Source organism: Paenibacillus foliorum (genome assembly GCF_013141765.1).
Taxonomy (GTDB): Bacteria; Bacillota; Bacilli; order Paenibacillales; family NBRC-103111; genus Paenibacillus_S; species Paenibacillus_S foliorum.
On the sequence record NZ_WHOD01000013.1, the window covers coordinates 389,490 to 413,134 of the forward strand.

Below are 23,645 nucleotides of genomic sequence, written 5' to 3' on the forward strand. Positions count from 1 at the left end.
CTTTTTACAGAGTTGATATCCATTAACTTTGTAGAAAGAGGTTGTTTTTATGGAAGGAGGGGGAAAGTTATCATGACCGATTTTCTTAAGAATCTGTCCTTTAAGTCAAGAATATGGATAGCCTGCACGTTGTTAGTAACAGCGGCTATTGTTGTGAATGGATACATGAATTATCGAATTGCGTCACAAATCGTAGAGCGCAACGCCATTCAATACAATATCGATGCTATCAGGAAATCGTCGCAAATTTTTGATGAAAAGCTTAAAAAGATGCTGGCAGTCGTCACTTCCCTCATGATTACGGAAGAATTGGTGACCCGAAGTGGTCAACCAATGAAGCTAACCGGGAACAATTGCCCCTCTATTTACCTTTGAATGGGTAGGTAGAGGAACAACGGTGCGCTATTTTGTTTTGCACACGTGATCATTCAAGCGAAACGGAACTACGATCACTTATTTGCTGGAAAAATGTCAATTCAGCCTCGTGGTGACGAATTAGCGCATCGTAGTTCCGTGGGTTTATGAATTCGATGGTGTGCAAGACAAATAACGAACTGACGTTCCGTAAGCGAGTGGGGGCGGTCCCCAATTTAGCAGCTCGATCGATGGAAGGGCTGTTGATGTTCCTGCCGCTATGGGGAAAGCATCAACCTATCCCGAACGGTGATTCCCTAACGGCCATCCTTAACGGTCATCCCTAACGAATAGCGAATGGCGCGCAATATATCGATTCCAATACACTTGTATAAGCATGCACGGTATCCATTGAGGTCAGGCAGACAAGCCCGCTTTCGATGGCCTCGCGCCGTAATTGAAAGCCGCTGCTTGAAGCCATTTTTCCTGTTGTCACCGTATTGATTAACACATCCGCCTTGAGGCTCCTCAGCGATTGGATAAGCTCTTCCATGTTATAGCTGGCTGCTGGAATATGGTTCGCTTGAAGCAGCTGGGCGGTCCCGGGGGTTGCGATAATCCGATAACCGAGGCGGAACAGCTTTCTTAGCGGCTCGACAGCCTCTGCTTTATCCTTGTCAGCTATGGAGGCAATGACGGTTCCTTGGGCGGGCAGCTTCATTCCTGCGGCAAGAAAGCCTTTAAACAATGCTTTAGCATAAAGGGGGTCTCTCCCGATAACTTCGCCTGTGGACTTCATTTCAGGGCTTAGTGCTATTTCCACGCCACTTAACTTATGAAGTGAAAATACCGGAACTTTAACTGAAATTTCATCTGCTTCCTTAAGCAGACCCTCTGGATATCCGAATGAAGAGAGACTTTGCCCCAAGGATACCTTTGTTGCGATATTAGCCATCGATACATTCGTGATTTTGCTCATAAAAGGAACCGTTCTTGAGGCGCGAGGATTGACTTCGATGACATAAACTTGCTCCTGCACCACTAAAAACTGAATGTTAACCAGTCCAATAACGTTCAGATGCTTGGACAGCTTCGTTGTTATATCAACGATTTGATCCTTGACGCCGCGTGACAAGCTTTGTGGAGGGTATACAGCTATGGAATCCCCTGAATGCACTCCTGTTCGTTCAATTTGCTCCATAATGCCAGGAATCAAGATGGTTGTTCCATCATAAATAGCGTCAACCTCCGCTTCGATTCCATGCATGTATCGATCAATTAAGACAGGATGCAAGGGATTTACCTGCACCGCGCGTTCCATGTAAGTGACAAGCTCTGAAGCGGAATGCACAATTTCCATCGCGCGTCCTCCAAGAACATAGGAGGGACGCACTAAAACCGGATAGCCGATTCGGTCAGCGGCCGCCACAGCCTCCTTGATCGAATGGGCAGTGTCTCCCAACGGCTGAGGAATTTGCAGCTCCCTAAGAAGGAGCTCGAATTTCTTCCGATCCTCGGCGGTATCAATTCCAGCAAAGCTTGTGCCAAAAATGCGAATGCCCCGCTCGGCTAAAGCGGCAGCTAGTTTAATAGCCGTTTGCCCGCCGAATTGTACGATAACTCCTTCAGGCTGTTCATGATTAATAACATGCATGACGTCCTCAAGATGGAGGGGTTCAAAGTATAAGCGATCCGAAATATTGAAATCTGTAGATACGGTCTCCGGATTATTATTGATAATAACCGCTTCATACCCCGCCTCTTGAATAGCCTTGACCGCATGAACCGTGGAGTAATCAAATTCAATACCTTGCCCGATACGTATGGGACCCGAACCTAGTACTACGATTTTGGGTTTTGTGGATTCAGGCGTCTCATTCTCCACTTCGTAGGTCGAATAATAATAAGATGATGTCGCTTCGAATTCAGCGGAACAGCTGTCCACCATTTTAAATACCGGAATCATACCTAAAGTATATCTGTGCTCTTCAATGTCAGTAACTGTTGTAAATGGGAAGGAGGGATTTGCAGAGTGGCGAATTTCTGCAATGGCCTGATCGCTAAAGCCTAATTTCTTGGCTTCCAGAAGTCGTGCATCCAGTAGGTCTTCTTCTGACAGCAGCTGTTCGAATAGAATCAACTGTTCAATCTTCTGTAAGAACCAGTGATCTACCTGGGTCAGGCGATGAATTTCATCCACGGTATAGCCGCGTTGAAAAGACTCAGCTATCAGAAATAGCCTTTCATCATCAGCCTTCTGCAGCCGCATTTGCAGCTCTGCCTGAGTAAGCTGCTTCGTCTCAGGGAGATTCAGCCGCGAAGTACCTATTTCAAGGGAACGAACGGCCTTCTGAAGCGATTCCTCGAAGCTGCGGCCAATGGCCATGACTTCTCCGGTAGCCTTCATTTGGGTACCAAGCGTGCGGTTAGCTGCTGGGAATTTGTCGAAGGGCCAACGAGGGATCTTAGTAACTACATAATCCAGTGCAGGTTCGAAGAAGGCATAGGTTTTACCTGTGACCGGATTGATAACCTCATCAAGCGTATAACCCATTGCAATTTTTGCAGCCATCTTGGCAATCGGATAGCCAGTCGCTTTGGATGCCAGTGCAGATGAACGGCTGACACGCGGATTTACTTCGATAACGTAATATTGGTAACTGTCCGGGTCCAGCGCGAATTGCACGTTACAGCCGCCTTCGATGCCAAGAGCCTGAACTATTTGTATGGATGCCGTGCGCAGCATCTGATATTCACGGTCTGATAACGTTTGACTAGGAGCAACGACAATGCTATCACCTGTATGAACGCCTACCGGATCGAAATTTTCCATATTGCAAATAACCATACAATTGTCATTGGCATCGCGCATGACTTCATACTCTATTTCCTTCATGCCGGCAATGCTTTTCTCTACCAGACATTGGCCGATGGGGCTGCAGTGCAGACCGGAACGAACTATTTCGAACAGTTCTCCAGCATCCTTGGCGATCCCTCCTCCAGTTCCGCCTAACGTATAAGCGGGGCGGACGATGACTGGATACCCGATCTGAGCCGCAAATTGAAGCGCAGCGTTAGTTTCTGTAACTATGATGCTCTGAGGCACAGGCTGCCGCAGTTCCTTCATCAGATCTCGGAACAGCTCACGGTCCTCCGCTTTGCGGATAGAATCCAACTGGGTTCCTAGTAGCTGTACATTTTCACTCTTTAGGATACCGTCTTGATCAAGTTCCATAGCCATGTTGAGTCCCGTTTGTCCGCCGAGAGTGGCAAGTAAACCGTCTGGACGCTCTTTTCGAATGATCTGCTTGACGAATTCCAGAGTGATAGGCTCCATATAAACCTTGTCGGCAAACGTAGAGTCAGTCATAATAGTGGCTGGATTACTGTTAATGAGCACAACCTCCACGCCTTCTTCTTTTAGCGCTTCGCAGGCTTGTGTGCCGGCATAATCGAATTCTGCTGCTTGCCCAATCACGATAGGGCCTGATCCAATAATGAGAATTTTTTGATAAGCGTTATTTTTCGGCATATACCAATTGGGCTCCTTTATGTGATGAAATTTCAGTCGATGCTGTATGAGCTTCACTAATACTTGCAGAGTTTTCTAAGAGGCGTCCTAAAGTACGTTCCCGCTGAAAACGGTGAATCAATTCCAGAAAATGATCGAATAGTGTATTACTGTCATAAGGCCCAGGAGCCGCTTCAGGATGAAACTGTACGGAAAATGCAGGGTGACAATTATGCTTAAGACCTTCAATAGTGCCATCATTATTATTAATATGAGTGATGATTAGGTCGGTTGAAGCTACTGTAGCATCAATTACGGTATAACCGTGGTTTTGTGATGTGATGAGACAGCGTCCCGTTGCCACATCCTTAACAGGATGATTGGAGCCGCGGTGGCCAAAGGCTAGCTTCCCGGTATCGGCACCGCAGGCGAGTGCGAATAGCTGATGCCCAAGACAAATTCCGAACAGTGGAATCTCACCAAGAAGCTCGCGAATCACGGGCAAGGCATGAGCCGAATCCTTAGGATCTCCCGGACCGTTGGAAAGCAAGACGCCGTCCGGATGGAAGTTGCGGATTTGCGCGGCCGTTGTATCATGAGGAACGATAATCACGTCGCATCCCCGGCTTGTGAGCTCGCGAAGAATACCTAATTTGCAGCCAAAATCTATAAGCACGATGCGCTCTTTGGTTCCTGGACTGCGGTATGGCTGCGGTGTCGAAACAATTGCAACTTGATTACGCAGCGGCAGCATGGCATGAAGCTGTTCTTGCAGTGCTGCGATCGGCTTGCTGCTGGTCGTCATCAGTCCTTTCATCGTACCGTGCTGCCGAATAATACGTGTCAGCATCCGTGTATCAATACCGCTAATCCCAGGTATGCCATATTGCTTCAACACAGTACTAAGGTTCATGGAGGATCGCCAATTGCTGGGTGAAAGCTCATGATTCCGTACGATAAAGCCTTGAACCCATGGCCGAATAGCTTCGAAATCATCGCGGTTTATTCCGTAGTTTCCGATTAACGGGTAGGTCATGGCAATCATCTGCCCGCAATAAGAAGGGTCGGATAGTATTTCCTGATAACCGGTCATACCGGTGTGGAATACAACCTCTCCCGACGATTCTCCTTCACTGCCAAAAGCTTTTCCTTCAAATACGGTTCCATCCTCCAACAACAATCTGGCATTCATGATGATTCACTCCTAAAAAAATATTTATATGAAATATGAGGGATACTAGCTCGAGTAAGTCAATTTGTGATTAAATATACATTAAAATGAATATATATACAACCCCCGATTGGCCTTGTTTCTTGCTATTGACTCGAAAAAGCACAATAATATCCATATATTCAGTTATCTGTTTTTCTCATAATTATTGAAGCAGACATAAATAGTGTATAATCGATTTCATTTAGTTATAATATCGTTCATTGTACATATGGGGAATTTTAACTGAAAGATAGAGGAGGGTGGACAAATGGGAGTCAGCGTAAAGGAAGCCATGCAGATTGGTGGACTGGTTAATTGTAAAGTGGTTGCCGGAGAGAAGGGACTTCATAGAACGATTGACTATATTACAGTCATGGAGGTCCCAGACGTTATTCGGTGGTTAAAAGGGAATGACTTACTGTTGACCAGCCTATATCCTATCAAAGACGATCCGGAGGCCATCGGGAAGTTGGTTCAGCAGCTGCATGATGTCGGTAGCTCCGCGTTAGCCATTAAGACGGAACGTTATGTGAAACAAATTCCAGAGGTGATTATTGAAGCTGGGAATCGTCTCGGGTTTCCGATAATAGAAATAGAAGATGAAGTCTCCTATTTAGATATTATGACTCCTTTGATGGAGCTTCGGTTGAATAAGTCGGACCTGGGAAAAGAGCAGCTGGAAAAGTTTTTTCAGTGGATTACAGAGCTTGCAATGGGCGGGAAGGGTATTCCTGCTCTGATTGAAGCTGTGCAGCAAATGACCGAAAATATTATCACGGTTGGCTCGGAAGTTCCGGCATTGGAAGGGATCTCGTGGCGGAAAGTGGTCTCTCCTCTGACGCGGGCGCAAAAAAACGAGCTGAGAATTGCTAAGCGTTCCATAAGAATGGATCGAGTACTTGATGATCAGATTACTCCATGCATAGTAACTCCGCTGCTGTTGAACGATGAATTGTACGGTGATGTTACCTGCTGGCAAACAAAAAGAGAATTTGTTGAACGTGATTTTCTTGTGTTGGATCGAACGGTGCTGTTGATGGCGCTTGAGTTTTTAAAAGTGATAACGAGGACAGACGTGGAGCAGACCTTTAAGGATGATTTTCTATCTGAAGTTCTGACAGGAAATGTTGTGGATAAAGCGGAAATCATTGAGAAGGGCAAGATGTTCAATTGGAATTTATCCAAGGACTATCAAGTGTTTGTTATTGCGTATTCCAATTCTGCCCAGCCAATAGTAAAACACGAGAACGAAGCGCTATGGTTTCAGGAGCGCAAACGAAAGCTGCTCTTGAAAGTGAATGATATTTTTCGATTTGATGTTCAAAAAGCTATTATTACGGTTAGGAAAGAACTTATCGTTGTACTTTATCATCGGGAGCTGGCAGCTGAAGCGGGGATGCTTCCCTATACCACAGATCCGAATAACGGTGCCATTATGGATTTAGCGGAATCCGCGCGCCGGCAGCTTTCGCAGGAATTCGAGGAATTATCTTTTACTGTTGGTGTCGGGCGATTCTATCAGGGGTTGGAGGGAATTCATCAGGGGTACAAGGAAGCGGTCAAGGCCATTCAGTTGGGAAAGCCGATCAGCGGTAAAACAGGCTGTGTACATTACGAGGATTTGGGAATTTTTCGTGTATTGGGTCAAGTTAATGATTGGAAGGAAATGGAGGAGCTATATTCGGAGACGATCGGTAAGCTGGTGGAGTACGATTGGAGCAACAATGCCAGTCTTATGGTCACTTTGAGGGAGTATTTCGCAAACAATTGCTCATTGGCTGAAACCGCGGAAAAGCTGTTCGTACACGTAAATACAATGAAATATCGGATGCAAAAAATAGAGCAAGTAACCGGCTGCAGTGTCCATGATGCGGAAAAGCGATTATTACTTCATATGGGATTGAAAATTGATCAAATTCTGCAATCGGGGAATGTATAAGAGGTCTATTTTTTTTCGTGAGGGCAAGCAAAGTTCATCTGAAAATAACTCTTGGCTAAACCGACAAAAGTCGGTTTATTTTTTTGTCCTGCTCTACATATTCGCTGCCTCATTTTCTTGATAACATTTCTAGTATCAGAAGTTCAAGGAGTGACATCTTATGAGAACGCTTATCAAAAATGGAACGGTCATAAATCCGGAAACTCATTTTATGGAAATCACTAACGTAATCATTGAAGATGAAAAAATTGTTCATATTGGACCTATAACGAACGTGACTGTTGATGATCATATCATAGATGCTTCTGGATTGCTTGTTGTTCCTGGTCTTGTCGATATTCATGTCCACTTCCGGGATCCAGGCTTCCCACAAAAGGAAACGATTTCATCAGGAGCTCTATCTGCAGCAGCCGGCGGATTTACATCGGTAGTTTGTATGCCTAACACGAAGCCTAGCATCGATACCGTAGAAACATTGGAGTATGTGCTGCGAACTGGACTTGAGCAAGCGGTTGTTAAGGTTTATTCCTCGGCTGCGCTAACCTACGGGATTGAAGGGAAAGTGCTGACGGAGATGGAGAGCCTGAAGCAAGCCGGTGCGGTTACGTTTACTGATGATGGGAGAACCGTTATGGATCCCAAGCTTGTGTACACAGCTTTTCGCAAAGCTGCGGAACTGGATGTTCCGATTAGCTCGCATTGCGAGGATCATCATTTGGTAAGTGGTGGTTCCCTGAATCAAGGCGAGGTAAGCAATCAGCTTGGGGATCCTGGGATTCCTAGGCTTGGTGAAGAATTGATTATAGCTCGCGACATTTTATTCGCGGAAGAAACCGGTGCCCAGCTTCACATTCAGCATGTTTCAACAGCCAGAGGGGTGCAGCTTATACGTGAAGCCAAGGCCAGAGGAGTGCGAGTTACGGGGGAAGGAGCCCCGCATCATTTCTCCATTACTGATGAACAGGCGTTACTATGCGGCACTTTGGCTAAAGTCAATCCTCCGCTGAGAACTAAGGAAGATGTAGAAGCTGTCATTGCAGGTCTTGCAGACGGAACCCTCGAGGCAATTGCAACGGATCACGCTCCTCATACGGCAGAGGAGAAAGCGCGTCCATTGGGAGAAGCTCCATTTGGATTGGTAGGGCTAGAGACAGCTGTTGGTTTAACCTTTACGTTCCTGGTTCATTCCGGAAGACTGTCCCTTATGGATGCCCTTGCTAAATTAACGGTCAACCCGTCCGAAATTATGGGACTACCCTCAGGAAGACTGACGAAGGGCTCCGACGCAGACATTACGATATTGGATCCGCAGAAAGAATGGACGGTAGATCCGGAACAATTTAAATCTCAATCGCGAAACAGTCCATTCGCCGGTATGAAGCTCAAGGGGAAAGCCGTTTTAACTATGGTTAATGGAACCGTTGTTTACGACGAGATGCTTAATTAATTTGTTTGAATGAATAATCCTTGCAGCATAGGAATAGGTAAAGGGGCTAAAAACTAATGACTATTCGATTTTCAAGGGTTTTCCTCATCGTTCTGGACAGCGTTGGGATAGGGGAGCTGCCGGATGCTTCCCATTATGGCGATCTAGGTTCCAATACACTTGGACATATTGCGGAGGCTGTCGGAGAATTGCGTCTGCCTCACTTGGAACAATTGGGACTTGGTCGTATCGGTGCTATTCAAGGCGTAGCTGCTGTTGAGCATGCGAAGGCTCATTATGGGAAGATGGCCGAGCTTTCGGCGGGAAAGGATACGCTGACAGGACACTGGGAGATCATGGGCGTGAGGAACGACGTTCCGTTTCAAACGTATCCTCAAGGTTTTCCGGAAGCATTCATACAAGCATTGGAATCGGAGTCAGGCCGTTCTGTTATCGGCAACAAGGTGGCATCCGGCACGGAAATCATGGATGAGCTGGGGCTTGAACATATGCAGAATGGAGCTCTTATTGTATATACCTCAGCCGACAGTGTGCTCCAAATTGCGGCGCACGAAGACATAGTTCCCTTAGCAGAGCTGTACGAGATTTGCAGTAAAGCCAGGGAAATGACCCTTAATGCGGACAACTTTGTGGGGAGGGTTATTGCCCGTCCTTTTACAGGTGAGCCTGGTCAATTCGTTAGAACTCCAAATCGACGGGATTACGCAGTGACGCCACCAACTTCCACGGTTATGGACCATTTGGTTGCGGCTGGGTTTGATAGCATTGGGATTGGTAAGATATCCGATATATTCGCAGGCTTAGGTATTACCGAAAGCTTAAAAACCAAATCCAATCAGGATGGAGTAGACCAGCTGTTGACGGTCATGAAACAGGATTTTAACGGCTTGTGTTTCTTGAATCTTGTTGATTTTGACGCTAATTATGGACATCGCCGTGATCCGCAAGGCTACGCAGCAGCGCTGAAGGAGTTCGATGCTCGTTTACCTGAAATAATGGAAGGCTTAAGCTCCGATGACTTGTTGATTATCACTGCCGATCATGGCAACGACCCGACCCATACAGGTACCGATCATACAAGGGAATATGTGCCGCTCCTCGTATCGAAGCAGGGTCAGGACAAGGGAAACAACCTCGGAATCCGCTCGACCTTTGCTGACATTGGAGCCACTATTGCTGACAATTTCCACGTAAAACTCCCGTCGCAGGGGGAAAGCTTTCTTTCTTGTATTCAAGAGCAGAAGCCGTATAGTCCGTAAGAACAGAGGGCATGAATAATGTAGGGAAATGCTGCAAGCTTAGCCAGTATGCGCTAAACCGTAAGGTACCCAGCCTCAGTTCAAATGGGATACAGCCTGTGAAAATAGGTCAAACTTTCATGTAGTTGACATCCATTATTATCAAATTAGCTCTGAATCATAAAAATGGAAATGTATATGTCGCAATGGACAAATGTAAATCTCGTTTTTTGTCCATCTGGACATATCGTATTACATTTTAAACGGATAAAATATATTTCATACAATCGATAGATGCTTTTAGAGGTAATTCAAAAAAAGTGTTATCGTACAAGATGAACGTAAAGGGGTGTTATCTAGCGTGTCTACAACAGCGATTCGCATCGAAGATGTAAACAAGATATACAAGGCTAGCGATGGTCGAGAGGTACAGGCTTTAACACATATTGATTTGAATGTGAAAAAAAGTGAGTTTATTTCCATCATAGGTCCATCCGGCTGTGGGAAATCAACATTATTGCGAATTCTTGCCAATTTGGATACACCATCGTCAGGTTCGATAACATGGGAGAAATCGGCTGACAATATCGGCTTTGTGTTTCAGGACGCTACTCTTCTTCCGTGGAAAACCGTTTATCAGAATGCTAAGTTCCCGCTTGAAGTGAAAAAAATAGAAACCAAAGAAAATATGGAAAACCTGGATAAGCTATTGGAGCTTGCAGGATTAAAAGGCTTTGAAAAAGCATATCCACGTGAGCTGTCCGGAGGGATGAGACAAAGGGTTGCGATAGTGAGAGCGTTGTCTTATAACCCTGATGTTCTATTGATGGATGAGCCGTTCGGTGCGTTGGATGCGCTGACTCGCGACAAAATGGGGATCGAGCTGCTTCGTATTTGGACGGAAACGAAAAAGACCATTCTGTTTGTAACTCACAGCATATCGGAAGCTGCATTTCTATCCGATCGTGTTATCGTCATGTCCCCACGTCCTGGAAAAATTGATGAGATTATTGATATTAACCTGCCTCATCCAAGAACGGTGGAAATGAAGGAAACGATTGAGTTCGTGAATTATGTTAAAAAGCTAAGGGAAGTGTTAGGCTAATGCAAAGATTGAGGCAGGTCGGAGAGTATTTCGCAGCTATCCTTTTTCTTGTAATCCTTTGGTACGCGTATGTTGTCATTTTCGATGTGCCTGCATTTATAGTACCGCTTCCTGCGGATGTCGGTAAAGCTCTTATAGAGATGTTTTCGACCCAAGATCTGATGCATCATTTTTTCGTTACCTCAGGAGAAGTTCTGGCAGGCTTCGTATTGGGAATAGTTTTCGGTTATGTAATCGGCTATCTAATCGGCAAATTCAAATTTCTTGAGGATGCTTTGATGCCCTACATTCTTCTCGCTCAGACGGCGCCTAAGATAGCGCTTGCTCCTCTATTTGTTATTTGGTTCGGACTAGGGTTCACCTCCAAGCTTATGTTGATTATTTCTATGGTGTTTTTTCCCGTTATGCTAGGTGCGATATTCGGATTGAAAAGTGTCACCTATAACCTGAAATGCTTAATGCAAATTACAGGCCTAAACTGGTGGCAAAAAATTATTCAAGTCGAGCTACCCCATTCTTTGCCGCAAATTTTTGCAGGCTTGAAGGTCGGGATGGTACAGGCCGTTATTGCTGCCATCGTTGCTGAGTGGATATCCGGTGAAAGCGGGCTAGGCTATTTGTTGGTATTTAACAGTACCACTTATAATTCTCCCATGCTTTTTGCCAGTATTATATACACCATTGTCGTTGGGATCATTTTCTACGCTTTAATTAGTTTTTTAGAGAATCGGTTTCTTTTCTGGCATGATTCCAAGCAAATGAAATAATTCGAGAGGAAGTGGGGGCAGGCCATGACCAGGTTTATTCAAGCGGATTTTCCCTTATACGAAGGCACCAAGGTACCGCATCTTCGTATCTCCGAAGGAGAAACAGCGCCCTATGTGCTGTTGCCGGGTGATCCAGGGCGTGTAGAGTTGATTCGAGATTTGTTCAGCAATTATAAGATCATCAGCTCCAATCGTGAATTTAAAGTAGGGACAGGCGAATTCAATGGCAATCCCGTATCGGTATGTTCGACAGGCATAGGGGGCCCTTCTACAGAAATAGCTGTTCTGGAATTGCTCCGATTAAAGGCCAAATGCTTGCTCAGAATCGGTGGAACTGCTGCTATTCAAGAAGGAATTGATTGTGGAGATATGATCATCAACACGGGCAGCGTTCGGTTGGGAGGGACTACGAATCATTATGCACGTCCTGAATTTCCAGCGCTAGCCAATCATTATGTCGTGCAAGCCCTAATTGAAGCCTGTGAGGATTTAGGTTACCGCTATCATCTCGGAATAGGTGCAACCACCTCTTCGTTCTACCATGGTCAGGGGAGAGACGTAAGCCCTTATAATTACTCAGCTAACATCATTGAGGAAATGAAGGCGCTTGGAGTGCTCAATCTTGAGATGGAATCGGAGACGCTGTTAACCATTGCTTCGGTTATGGGGGCTTATGCGGGCACATTGCTTGTGGTCCACGCTAACCGAATCACCAATCAATGGCTGGTGGATTATGAGGAAAGTCAAATGAAATTATGCAAGGTCGCCTTACACGCAGTAGACAAATTAATAACAAGGGGTGTTGTTTCATGATGAAGAAGAAATCACTTAGCCTTTTACTTAGTTTTACACTTGTAGCCAGCTTATTGGCTGCATGCGGGGCCAAACCCGAAACTTCACCAACACCTGCTGCCGGCGGAGAGAAGCCAAAGGAAATTCAAAAGGTTACGGTTCAAATGGACGGAGCAGCTGTTCCTTACTATGCACCGATGTATGTAGCCAAAGAGCAAGGTTTCTTTAAGGAGCAAGGTTTGGATGTAGATTTCGTGTATGCAGATGCTGCCAGTATCGTGAAAAACGTAGCTGCTGACAATGTCCAATTCGGATTCCCGAATGCGGATGCAGTTATTACAGCGAAATCACAAGGGATTCCAGTAAAAGTTGTGCACACGACTTATCAGCGCGGTTTGGGAGCAACTATTTTCAAAAAAGGTAAAGGCATTACAAGCCCTAAAGATTTGAAAGGTAAAACGGTTGCCGTAACTAGCTTCGGAAGCCCGAACTATATTCAATTGCAGGTGCTGCTTGAGAAGAATGGCATGAATATCAAGGATGTTAATGCCAAAATCGTAGGTACTGGCGCTATTGTAAATGCATTGGTGTCTGATGAAGTTGATGCTATCACCTTCTCCATGCTAAGAACAGTTGAGCTTAAAAACAGTGGTGTGGATGTGGACGAAATTCGTTCCGATGATTTCCTGCCTTCCTTTGGTAATGTTGTTGTAACTTCGGATAAATACTTGTCCACGAATAAGAACACGGTTATCGCATTCAACAAAGCTTTGAACCAGTCGTTGGATTATATTATTAAAGGCAATGTGAAAGCAGCTGTCGATATGTCCATCAAGAAGTATGCTACGTCCTCTGAAGGAAAACAGGAAATTACTGAGAAAATCTTCAATGATGTGTTCATCCCTTATCTGTGGCAGAGCGACTTGACCAAGAAAGACGGCTATGGAGCTGCTGATATGGCTAGATGGCAAACGTCGATCGATACGCAAAAAACATTTGACATTATTAAGACAACCGTTAAAGCGGAAGATTTAGTTGTCCCAAATCTAAAGTAACGCAGGTGAATGCACTATGAATTATTTTGGACGAAAAGGCTTTCTCGTTATTCTAACGTTACTTGTGTTCATTGGTTTGTGGCAGGCTTATGTATCTCTTTTCCATATACCGGTACAAATTCTTCCGGGACCTGCATTGTTCGTATCCAAATTTCTCAAAATTTTGACTATGGGTGATATGGGAACGCACATTGGGATTACGCTATATGAGATATTCATTGGATTCCTGATTGGGTGTGTAACTGGATTAGGCTTCGGTTATTTGCTGGCGAAAAGTGTACTGTTAGAACGTCTGTTCAATCCGTATATTGTTTTGATTCAAATAGCACCGAAAATTTCTATTGCCCCCCTATTTCTCTTATGGTTTGGCTTGGGGGCAACCTCAAAGATTGCTCTGGTGATACTGGTTGTCTTCTTTCCCATTATGGTTAACACGATTGTCGGGATCCGTTCTGTAGAAAAGAATATGCAGGATTTACTGCAAATTCTGAAGGCTAACCGGTGGCAGCGTTTCTGGACCGTAGAGATTCCATTTTCATTGCCCTCTATTATGTCTGGGGTCAAAGTATCTACAACGTATGCCATAACTGGTGCGGTCATTGGTGAAATGATCGGAGCGAAGGCTGGTTTAGGGTATCTTGTTATCCTGGGCAGCGAAACCTATGACATTAATATGATTTTAACGGCGGTTTTATTGTTAAGTGTAATAGGCTTGCTGCTATACATGTTGTCGGATAGGTTGGAGAAAAGGCTTCTTCGTTGGCATGAGTCTCAAGAGCTTATTATGTAAATAGATTTCTGCTTAAACCCACCCCGACGTTAAGTCATCTGTCTGACAGATCTCAAGCGTTGGGGTGTTTCTTTTAATACCGGAATTCTGAGTTTTTTGCGGCAAGCGTATCTTATCTAAACGGACAAAAGAAACCGACATCTTTCGGCTTTATACACAATGACTGTTCTTTTTCTCTTACGTATACTGAGGAAAAAGCTTAAGTATAATGAGGTGAATGCTCGTGAATATAAATCGTTTGGAAGCTGCATTGAAGGAAGTTAATGAGATCGGTGCTTCAAAGGGACAGGGAATAACCAGACTCGCCTATTCCAGTGAACATTGGGCGGCGAACGAATATTTTATCGGGAAATGCAAGGAAGAAGGCATGACCGTCCGAATTGATGCATGTGGAAATGTAATTGCACGGCGTGAAGGCAGCGAGCCTCAGCTTCCAGCAGTAACATGCGGATCGCACCTCGATACGGTACAGCATGGTGGCGGGTACGATGGAACTCTTGGCGTTATTGCAGGCTTGGAAATGATAAGAAGCTTGAATGAGAAAGGCGTCGTTACTCGCAATTCTATCGAACTTATCTCATTTGCTTGTGAAGAATCAGCGCGCTTTGGAGTATCTACAATAGGAAGCAAAGCAATGGCTGGCAAGCTAAACAAAGAGTCGCTCCAGAAGCTGCGGGACAATGAGGGTGTTTCTTTTCCGGAAGCATTAGCTGCTGTTGGTTTGGACTTTACCCATATTGAAACTGCGCGGAGAAGCGAGAAAGAAATTAAAGCTTTTTTTGAGCTTCACATTGAGCAAGGCCCGTTGCTGGAGAACAGTGGTAGAGAAGTTGGCATTGCAACGGGAATCGCTGCTCCGATCCGTCTGGAAGTAACGATCCAAGGCAAGGCGTCCCATTCGGGGACGACTCCAATGAACATGCGTCAGGACGCACTGATCGGAGCGGCCGAGATCATTACTGAGCTGGAAAAGGCAGCTTTAGAGGAAGCCGAGCATGGTACAGTTGCTACTGCAGGAGTATGTGATGTTCATCCGGGAGCGATGAACGTCGTTCCGGACTGGGTAAGCTTAAAGATCGATATTCGTGGAACCGTAATTACGTCTAGACAAATCATCATCGAACGTCTGTTCAAATTATTCCGTGGGTTGCAAAAAAGACGCGGACTTCAGATTGAAGCTAGAATTTTAAGTGATGAGAAGCCCGTCGTTCTGGATAAATATACGGTACGGTTGTTATCTTCTTTATGTGAAGCTCAAGGTATCGCTTATCTGAATATGATGAGCGGTGCCGGACATGATGCAATGAATATGGCAAGTATTTGTCCGACTGGTTTGATCTTTATTCCATCACGGGACGGGGTAAGCCATCATAAGGATGAATACAGCTCGATTGCCCAAATAGCTAAAGGCGCCGCCTTGTTGGAAGAAGTCGTTCTCCGGTGTGCGGAAGAAGTACAGATTAAGCCGTCCGGGACATTTAAAAACAACATGGATAGGAGCAAACATCATGAGAGCAGAAAAACGAAAAGTATTATCTAATCAGCAAGTTAGCGAACGATATTGGCATATGATTGTAGATGCATCGGACCTGCATATTTCAGCGAGACCAGGACAATTTTTTAATGTTCTGTGTGGAGAGGATAATTTCCCTCTGCTGCGTCGGCCATTTAGCATATATAGAATTAATAAGGATTCTAACACACTTGAATTTCTCTATTTGGTCAAAGGGATTGGTACGCAGCGTTTGGCTGGAATCAAGGCAGGAGAGACTGTCGATATTTTTGGCCCGCTCGGAACAGGCTTTACATTACGGGAAAACGAAGGGACCATTCTTATGCTTGCACGCGGAGTAGGCATAGCCACTTTGGCAGCACTTGCACAGGAAGCGGCAGAGCAGGGGATTCGCAGCGTGGCGATTCTTAGTGCGAGAACACGCAATGATCTGCTCGCTGCAGAGGCGCTTCAAGGCTTTGGAGCGAAGGTATATAAAGTGACCGATGAAGATGGAACTAGCGGTGTTGAACAGGTACGACAGCTGATTGAGCAAATTATGATCGAGGATGAGATCAGCGCTGCTTACACTTGCGGCTCGCAACGGCTCTCGATGCTTTTGCAGGAGATTGCTGCGGAACAGGACATTTTCGCCGAAATCGCTTTGGAAGAAAATATGGGCTGTGCAATGGGCGTTTGTTTTGCGTGTGTATGCGATATTCAAGAGGCGGACGGTTCAACCCGAACCGTAAGGGTTTGCAAAGAAGGTCCTGTGTTTTCCTTAGAACAGGTGGTGCTGGCATGATGAAAGTAGATCAGGAAACATTGAAGCTGGAAGTCAATATTGGGAGTCTCCGGTTGCAGAATCCGATAATGCCTGCCTCCGGCGCCTTTGGAGAAGAGATGGATCAGGTGATTGACTTCAATAAAATCGCGGCCATCGTTCCCAAAAGCATTACGAAGTATCCACGCAAAGGTAATTTGACCCCGAGAGTATGCGAAGTTCCAGCAGGAATGATTAACTCCATTGGGATTCAAAGTAAAGGAATTGAATATTACCTGGAAAAGACCATTCCTTATTATAAGCAATATGAGGTTCCTCTAATCTCCAGTATTTCGGCTGATTCGATTGGCGAATTTACGGAGATGGCCGAGATTATCGGGAAGCTGGAGGCAGTTAGCGCATTAGAGCTGAATATCTCATGCCCTAATCTAAAAGGAAATGGGCTTGCGTTCGGGATGGACCCGGAAGCAACGCGAGAATTGGTTCGTCACGTAAAGGAAGTGACGGATAAGCCGATCATCGCTAAGCTGTCGCCTAATGTAACCAGCATTCAGGAAATTGCTCTTGCAGCGGAACAAGGCGGGGCAGATGGATTGAATGTAGCTAACACGATACTGGCTATGGCTATCGATATTCATACGCGCAAGCCCAAGATTGGCAATAACATGGGCGGACTCTCTGGTCCTGCCGTCAAGCCAATTATTGTTCGAATGATCTACCAGGTCCGTCAAGTTACCGAACTCCCGATTATCGGCTGTGGCGGTGTTATGAATGGGGAAGACGCGATCGAAATGATCTTGGCTGGGGCTACCGCCGTACAAGTGGGAACGGCCAGCTTTGTCCAACCAACGGCTATGCTCGATATTTTACAAGAAATGAAGGACTATATGGTTCAGTATCAAATTCAGGATATTAAACAATTAATTGGGAAAGTTATGGTAAACAATACTTATATTGCGGATTAACTATCCGCTTCTTCTACATAGGAAATTCGGCGCGATCAGAACGTAAATCAGCAGTATGCCCCAATAGGATGCGCATAACTGTATGGAGGTTTATCTTGAGTATGGATGTGCTCCGTAATCTAAGGTTTCGATATAAAATTCTTATATTGAATGTAACGGCCATTATTTCTATCCTTGTTATTGCTTTCGTAGGTTATCACTATATGACCGGTATGGCTGTAAATACGAAGGACATGTACACAAACCGCTTATTGCCGGTTAAAGGTATCAATGCAATTCAAACGGCTACACGTATGAACGAAGCGAGTATGCTTGAGTTTGTGTTAACCAAGGATGAATTGTTGAAAAGCAAAATTAGCAAGCAAGATCAATTCATCGATACTACTATTGAAGAATACGGGAAGCTTGCTAAGAGTTCGACAGAGCAGGAGCTGCTTCAAAAGTATAAGGCTGTGCTCCCTGCCTATCGTGCTGCATCAGTCAAAGTAATTGAGCTTGCTGCTGGCAATAACGAAGCGAAGGCATATGATGCTTTTGTGAGTGAAGCCAGCATTTTAGGCAATCAGGTTAATCAGATTCTTTCTGATTTATCAGCACACAATGAACAAATTGCCGAGCAATTGTATGAACAAACCGAGAAAGAATCGGCATCGGCACAACTCTTTACACTGATAGCAACCTTGTTGGCAGTCAGTGTATTTATAGTTGTAGGACTTCTCATCAACTATGTAATTACGAAGCCCATTCTCTCCCTGCAGTCTCTAATGAACCGAGCTGAAGCTGGAGATCTTTCCGTTGTCGGGGATTACCCATACAAGGATGAGGTGGGCAATTTAACTAATTCCTTCAATAATATGCTTCAGGGCTTGCGTGGTTTGGTCGTTCAGGTATCAGAGAATGCACTTATTATTTCTGCGAGCTCTCAACAGCTTCTTGCCGGTACCGAACAAGGGGCTTCCGCCTCTGAACAAATCGCAACTTCAAGTGAACATTTGGAGCAGGAGCTGGACAAGCAAGTGCAGAGTATAGAAGCTGCAACCACGGCTATTTATCAAATCAGAGGGAATGTCGTAACTATTGGTGATAACAGTGAACATGTTTATTTGTCTGCAGCCAAAGCAGCGGGCCTTTCGAAAGAAGGAGCATCGAACGTATCGTCCGTATCCGAGCAAATGAAGTCCATTTATACAACGGTAAAAGACCTCGACACCACGGTTGAACTGCTGACTGGACATATTCAGGAAATAGGAAAGTTTGTCGCTGTCATTCATGAGATTGCCGCACAAACCAACCTGCTTTCCTTGAATGCAGCTATTGAAGCAGCACGCGCAGGGGAAGCGGGAAAAGGCTTTACCGTAGTAGCTGCAGAGGTGCGAAAGCTTGCTGATGAATCAGCCGATTCGTCTCATCACATTGAGAAGCTGATTGGTATGATTCAAGCGGAGATGAAGCGGATTGGCAGCACGATGCAGCACGGCTTAGGTGAAGTGGAGCTAGGGATTGAAAAAACGAAGCATACCCAAATCGTTTTTCATCATATTGATGAGGCGGTTGATCATGTATATGTGGGAGTTACCAGTGTTAAAAATACCATTGATCAGCTTATCTCAGGCAGCGAAAGGATCGTGTCTGTAATGGATGTGGTTAATGAGGTGGCCAAGGAAGGGATGACTGTCAGTCGTCAAAGCACAGCATCCAGTCAGGAGCAGCTTTCAAGCATGGAGGAGATTAGGAGTGCGGCGGATTCGCTTGCCAAGCTTTCTGAGGAGTTGCAGCTGACCTTGCAGCATTTCCGATTGTAAATATAGGGTTAAACAAAAAAACAATGATTATTTATGCGTTTTATTGTATAATTATAAGGAATCATTACAATTTTTATTAGAGATAGAAGGGATGATTTAAATGGATAAAGTGGAGAGAGTTAAAGTAGTATCTGAGCTGTATGAACTAATTAACATGTACTATGTGGAACGCGATCAGCCAAGTGAGGAAAACAACTTTTTTGCAAAAGTGGAAATATGCTGCAAGCAATTAGATTTAGATTTTGATGAGCTCAAAAAAGTATTTGAACTTAATTCAATTTGATTTTAAATGATAGCTAATTTTTATAAAAGCAGCACCTCTTTTGGGAGGTAGCTGCTTTTTTTAGCAACCAGACCTCCGGTGTACTGCCCTTCATTACCGTTTTTTGATCGGCTGTTGCATGAAGATCGCTATTCACTTTATCCTGCCGACATGACATTTGTCATGTGTATGACTTGACACTTATGACTAACATTACTTGTTTTCTTTTATTACAATAAAGGTGGAGCTAAATGTCATGAGTCATGTCTAGCTTAAGCGTACATTTCAAGGAGGAACCCATGTCTAGTTCTAATCATCAAGCTCAGTTGAGAAAAAACGTCGCCCCTTATGAAAAATCAATCACGAAATCGAGTGTAAGACAAATTCTCAACACCATACCTCCTTTAATCCTGTTGTGGGTAGCTGCGTATTTAAGCTTATCTGTTTCTTACTGGCTTTCGCTCGCTTTCTCCATCATTGCATCTGGATTTGTGATACGTACTTTTATCATTTTCCATGACTGTTGTCATCAATCCTTTTTCAAAAATCGGTTAGCTAATGAAATTCTTGGTACAGTTACGGGAGTCATTACAATGTTTCCTTATCACCAATGGAAAAATGCTCACTCGATTCATCATGCAACAAGCAGCAATTTAGATAAACGGGGCATTGGAGATATATGGATGCTCACCGTAGATGAATATATAGCTTTGCCTTTATGGAGCCGGATTGCCTATCGGTTATATCGCAACCCATTGAGCATGATCATCGTTGGACCTATCTACACCTTCCTTATTGCGCAACGCTTTAACGTAAAAGGCGCTCGCCGTCCGGAACGTATCAACACATGGATCACTAATATATGTATTGTTGCTTTATACAGCCTTCTTTGCTGGGCCATCGGATGGCAAACGTTTTTATTGATACAAGGTCCGATTTTCTGGATTTCGGGTGCACTCGGGATTTGGCTATTTTATGTACAGCATCAGTTTGAAGACTCCTACTTTGAGAATGAAGAGGAATGGAGTTATGTTAAAGCTGCTGTTGAAGGAAGCTCTTATTACAAGCTCCCCAAAGTATTGCAATGGATAACAGGAAACATTGGCTTCCATCATGTGCATCATTTAAATCCAAGAGTGCCGAACTATCATCTGGAGGAAGCCCATAACGCGGTGCCGCCCTTGCAGCAAGTTACAACCATCACCATTGCTACTAGTCTTAAATCACTACAATTCCGTCTATGGGATGAGGAGAACAAAGCATTTGTTGGATTTAAGGAAATTCGTCATCTGCTTCTAAAGCCAAAACCATTAACGGCTGGCACAAAAAAGTCTGCATAACTGGGAATACTAAGTGGGCACATATGACACTACATTCCTTGCAATGCTTATCCAAACTTTGATTTATATATGCTAAAATAGAAGTAACGAATGTACGTCAATTAGGAGAATTTGCCATGCAGCTGAAGAAATACCAACTTTTTCCCAAAAGCACTGGACTAAGCCCCTATGTGTGGCTCGTGTTTGGTATTCTTCCGTTCTATTTTATCTTCCGTTCTTCATCTAATTTGGAGATTACATCGGGAATTTTGATGATTATTGCCTTTTTTTTCTGCTACCGGTTGACCTTTTATTATAAAGGCTGGCCGGTATATGTGGGCATAAGCTTACAAATTGCTATATCTATTGCGATGACGATTCTTTTTAATTACGCCTACTTTTCCTTCTTCCTAGCATTCTTTATTGGGAATATTCAGAATAAGGCCGGGTTTATTACGCTTTACACCGTTCATATAGTAACGAGCATCATAACCGTAAATATTGGCTTTATTTTGCAAAATAAGTTTTTCCTATCGCAAGCTCCTTTTATATTAATCTGTCTTATCGGCGTCGTTCTACTTCCATTAGGCAGTTACAACCGCAATAAGCGTGGAGAGCTTCAGGAGCAGCTTAAGGATGCCAATATGAGGATTTCTGAGCTGGTCAAGATCGAGGAGCGTCAGCGTATAGCTCGAGATTTACATGATACACTGGGTCAAAAGCTATCGCTTATAGGGTTGAAGAGTGATTTAGCCAGTAAACTAATAACTAAAGATCCAGATAGAGCACGTGCGGAAATAAAGGATGTCCAGCAAACGGCCAGAACGGCATTGAAGGAAGTTAGACATATTGTTTCGCAAATGAGGGGAACAAGGATCGAAGAGGAAATTTCTCATGTTCAGCAAATTCTGAAGGCCGCTCAAATTGAATTCTGTTTGGAAGGTAACGACGCCATTGCTAACGTCTCTTTATTGTCAGAAAATGTGCTAAGCATGTGTCTGAAGGAAGCCGTAACCAATGTTGTCAAACATAGCGGCGCCTCGGCTTGCTCCCTCACTTTTGAGCGAACCCAATCGGAGCTTTTGATGAAAGTTCATGATAATGGAATAGGCTTGACAGAGCAATTCAATATTAAAAGGGGAAATGGATTGCAGGGGATAAAAGAGAGACTGGAATTCGTTAACGGAAGCCTTGAGTTTGTACTGTCTGAAGGAACAACAATCATCATGAGAATCCCCCAAATGATAAACCAATCGGATAAGGGTGAGCGTACATGATAAGAATTGTGATTGCTGAAGATCAACGAATGTTACTGGGAGCTCTCGGTTCCCTGCTTGATTTGGAAGAGGACATGGAGGTTGTAGGTAAAGCAGCAGATGGCGAAAAAGCTTTAGAGCTTGTACGTCTTCATCAACCTGATGTTTGTATCATGGATATTGAAATGCCAGTGAAAACCGGGCTTGAGGTTGCCGAACAATTAAAAGGGGACAGGTGCAAGGTCATCATTCTAACAACCTTTGCGCGTGCAGGCTATTTTGATCGTGCAATCAAGGCAGGTGTAAGCGCGTATTTGTTGAAGGATAGTCCAAGCGAGGAGCTAGCTAACACCATTCGGAGTGTATTGAGCGGCCGCCGGGTTTATGCCTCGGAATTGGTCGATGAGGCGTATAGCGATGACAATCCATTGACTGAACGGGAGAAGCAGGTTCTATCCTTGATAGCCGATGGAAAGAACACTAAGGAAATTGCGAGCCAGCTCTACCTGACTACAGGAACCATTCGAAATTATATTTCAGTCATCCTCGATAAGCTTGATGTCAGTAACCGGATCGAAGCTATCAAGCATTTCAATGAAAAAGGATGGTTCAAATGACGTCAGAATTTAGCTTTAAATGTTAAGCCGTGGGAGGTAACTTGCTCCCTGCGGCTTTTTTGTTTTTTACAAAGTTAATAAGCCATAGGAATGTTAATCCTATAGTTAGACAATACTGATAGGTAAGAAGGAGGTGAATGTACATGGCCAAGGATGTTCTATGTGACGTCAATTCCTGTAAGTATTGGGCAACAGGCAATAAATGCAATGCTTCCTCTATTTATGTAGTTAGCCATCGCGGTAAACAGGCTGCTAACTCGGAGGAAACCGATTGTAAAACTTTTGAACCCCAAATTTAATGAGTGAACACGAAGGCAACTGTTACAGCAGTTGTCTTTTTCTTTTATAGTTTAACCGACAATGATAATCGTTATCACAATTTAATGAATTTATTTTCATTTTATTTATTTATCCATAAGTCCAAACGATGAACTTTATTCATTATTTAATCAGATTAACCCGTTCGAATGGGAGTATAATGTGCTTCGACATTGTCAAATTCTTAGAAATACTGTTAAACTAATAAAATGCTTACGAAGAGATGTATAAATTAGAACAGGAGAGAGAAAATGAATACTACTATATTAAATAAATATTGTATTGATACAGTTGGATTTGCTGTTACGAAAATTGGAAAGATCACTAAAGTCGCCAACAGAACCATTCATGTGGATTGGGGTTTTAAAAGCATGATCTATATTAATAAGGATTTTCGCTGGATTCCTCTAACTCAGGAAGAAATTGAAAAGAAGTATAAGAAGAATAAGTTTTCCCCAGATGCCCTTAAGAGAGCACAGCAATTAGGTTTTGAGATCCAGTAGAAATAAGCTTACGCTCACAGCAGTTCGAAATAGGAATAAATAATAAATAACACTTGCAATGGGTGGGCTATACGTGGTATATTGTCAATCTTGCTGTTGCGAAGCGATGGAATAGC

The 23,645-nt window shown here is 44.1% G+C and carries 21 protein-coding genes; 19 read left to right on the forward strand and 2 right to left on the reverse strand.

All coding sequences use genetic code 11. From position 1 onward, the window contains the following. Positions 1 to 72 precede the first annotated feature (72 nt). Positions 73 to 375 (forward strand): hypothetical protein, encoded by a 303-nt coding sequence (locus tag GC093_RS04370; protein ID WP_171650617.1) that lies wholly within the window; start codon positions 73 to 75, stop codon positions 373 to 375. 322 nt (positions 376 to 697) lie between these two features. On the opposite strand, the gene carB is transcribed toward GC093_RS04370, so the two are convergent. After that, the gene (carB, locus tag GC093_RS04375; protein ID WP_171650618.1) at positions 698 to 3,886 is read right to left on the reverse strand and encodes a carbamoyl-phosphate synthase large subunit; all 3,189 of its coding nucleotides are present in this window, start codon (positions 3,884 to 3,886) and stop codon (positions 698 to 700) included. After that, the gene (locus tag GC093_RS04380) at positions 3,873 to 5,057 is read right to left on the reverse strand and encodes a carbamoyl phosphate synthase small subunit (protein ID WP_171650619.1); all 1,185 of its coding nucleotides are present in this window, start codon (positions 5,055 to 5,057) and stop codon (positions 3,873 to 3,875) included. The genes carB and GC093_RS04380 overlap by 14 nt, the downstream gene beginning before the upstream one ends. A gap of 289 nt (positions 5,058 to 5,346) precedes the next feature. Between GC093_RS04380 and GC093_RS04385 the strand changes: the two genes are divergently transcribed. From GC093_RS04385 to GC093_RS04470, 18 genes are all read left to right on the forward strand, one after another. Then, positions 5,347 to 7,017 carry a PucR family transcriptional regulator gene (locus GC093_RS04385; protein ID WP_171650620.1) on the forward strand — a complete coding sequence of 557 codons (1,671 nt, stop codon included), beginning with the start codon at positions 5,347 to 5,349 and terminating at the stop codon, positions 7,015 to 7,017. A 160-nt stretch (positions 7,018 to 7,177) separates the two neighbouring features. After that, complete coding sequence (locus GC093_RS04390) at positions 7,178 to 8,464, forward strand: dihydroorotase (RefSeq protein ID WP_171650621.1); 1,287 nt, start codon at positions 7,178 to 7,180, stop codon at positions 8,462 to 8,464. Between the two features lie 56 nt (positions 8,465 to 8,520). Beyond that, complete coding sequence (gene deoB, locus GC093_RS04395) at positions 8,521 to 9,723, forward strand: phosphopentomutase (RefSeq protein ID WP_171650622.1); 1,203 nt, start codon at positions 8,521 to 8,523, stop codon at positions 9,721 to 9,723. Positions 9,724 to 10,063: 340 nt separating this feature from the next. Beyond that, positions 10,064 to 10,807: an ABC transporter ATP-binding protein gene (locus GC093_RS04400; RefSeq protein ID WP_171650623.1), complete on the forward strand. Its 744-nt coding sequence runs from the start codon at positions 10,064 to 10,066 to the stop codon at positions 10,805 to 10,807. After that, the gene (locus tag GC093_RS04405; protein WP_171650624.1) at positions 10,807 to 11,574 is read left to right on the forward strand and encodes an ABC transporter permease; all 768 of its coding nucleotides are present in this window, start codon (positions 10,807 to 10,809) and stop codon (positions 11,572 to 11,574) included. Before GC093_RS04400 ends, GC093_RS04405 begins: the two co-directional genes overlap by 1 nt. A gap of 24 nt (positions 11,575 to 11,598) precedes the next feature. Then, a complete protein-coding gene (locus GC093_RS04410; RefSeq protein ID WP_171650625.1) occupies positions 11,599 to 12,387 on the forward strand; it encodes a nucleoside phosphorylase in 789 nt (262 codons plus the stop codon). After that, a complete protein-coding gene (locus GC093_RS04415; RefSeq protein WP_246313367.1) occupies positions 12,384 to 13,421 on the forward strand; it encodes an ABC transporter substrate-binding protein in 1,038 nt (345 codons plus the stop codon). Before GC093_RS04410 ends, GC093_RS04415 begins: the two co-directional genes overlap by 4 nt. Positions 13,422 to 13,437: 16 nt before the next feature. Then, positions 13,438 to 14,211, forward strand: a complete 774-nt coding sequence (locus tag GC093_RS04420; protein ID WP_171650626.1) for an ABC transporter permease — start codon at positions 13,438 to 13,440, stop codon at positions 14,209 to 14,211. Positions 14,212 to 14,428: 217 nt separating this feature from the next. Then, positions 14,429 to 15,751: a Zn-dependent hydrolase gene (locus GC093_RS04425; protein ID WP_171650627.1), complete on the forward strand. Its 1,323-nt coding sequence runs from the start codon at positions 14,429 to 14,431 to the stop codon at positions 15,749 to 15,751. Then, complete coding sequence (locus GC093_RS04430; protein ID WP_171650628.1) at positions 15,720 to 16,508, forward strand: dihydroorotate dehydrogenase electron transfer subunit; 789 nt, start codon at positions 15,720 to 15,722, stop codon at positions 16,506 to 16,508. The genes GC093_RS04425 and GC093_RS04430 overlap by 32 nt, the downstream gene beginning before the upstream one ends. Then, the gene (locus GC093_RS04435; RefSeq protein ID WP_171650629.1) at positions 16,505 to 17,452 is read left to right on the forward strand and encodes a dihydroorotate dehydrogenase; all 948 of its coding nucleotides are present in this window, start codon (positions 16,505 to 16,507) and stop codon (positions 17,450 to 17,452) included. The genes GC093_RS04430 and GC093_RS04435 overlap by 4 nt, the downstream gene beginning before the upstream one ends. Positions 17,453 to 17,553: 101 nt before the next feature. Continuing rightward, positions 17,554 to 19,254: a methyl-accepting chemotaxis protein gene (locus GC093_RS04440; protein ID WP_246313463.1), complete on the forward strand. Its 1,701-nt coding sequence runs from the start codon at positions 17,554 to 17,556 to the stop codon at positions 19,252 to 19,254. A 100-nt stretch (positions 19,255 to 19,354) separates the two neighbouring features. Beyond that, complete coding sequence (locus tag GC093_RS04445; protein ID WP_171650633.1) at positions 19,355 to 19,537, forward strand: hypothetical protein; 183 nt, start codon at positions 19,355 to 19,357, stop codon at positions 19,535 to 19,537. Positions 19,538 to 19,815: 278 nt separating this feature from the next. Beyond that, positions 19,816 to 20,856 carry a Delta(5) desaturase DesA gene (gene desA, locus GC093_RS04450; RefSeq protein ID WP_171650634.1) on the forward strand — a complete coding sequence of 347 codons (1,041 nt, stop codon included), beginning with the start codon at positions 19,816 to 19,818 and terminating at the stop codon, positions 20,854 to 20,856. Positions 20,857 to 20,972: 116 nt separating this feature from the next. After that, complete coding sequence (locus GC093_RS04455; RefSeq protein ID WP_171650635.1) at positions 20,973 to 22,112, forward strand: sensor histidine kinase; 1,140 nt, start codon at positions 20,973 to 20,975, stop codon at positions 22,110 to 22,112. Then, a complete protein-coding gene (locus GC093_RS04460; RefSeq protein WP_171650636.1) occupies positions 22,109 to 22,708 on the forward strand; it encodes a response regulator transcription factor in 600 nt (199 codons plus the stop codon). The genes GC093_RS04455 and GC093_RS04460 overlap by 4 nt, the downstream gene beginning before the upstream one ends. Before the next feature lie 143 nt (positions 22,709 to 22,851). Beyond that, on the forward strand, positions 22,852 to 23,007 hold the full coding sequence (locus tag GC093_RS04465; RefSeq protein ID WP_171650637.1) for a DUF1540 domain-containing protein: 156 nt from the start codon (positions 22,852 to 22,854) through the stop codon (positions 23,005 to 23,007). Positions 23,008 to 23,277: 270 nt separating this feature from the next. Then, on the forward strand, positions 23,278 to 23,529 hold the full coding sequence (locus tag GC093_RS04470) for a hypothetical protein (protein ID WP_171650638.1): 252 nt from the start codon (positions 23,278 to 23,280) through the stop codon (positions 23,527 to 23,529). Positions 23,530 to 23,645 lie beyond the last annotated feature (116 nt).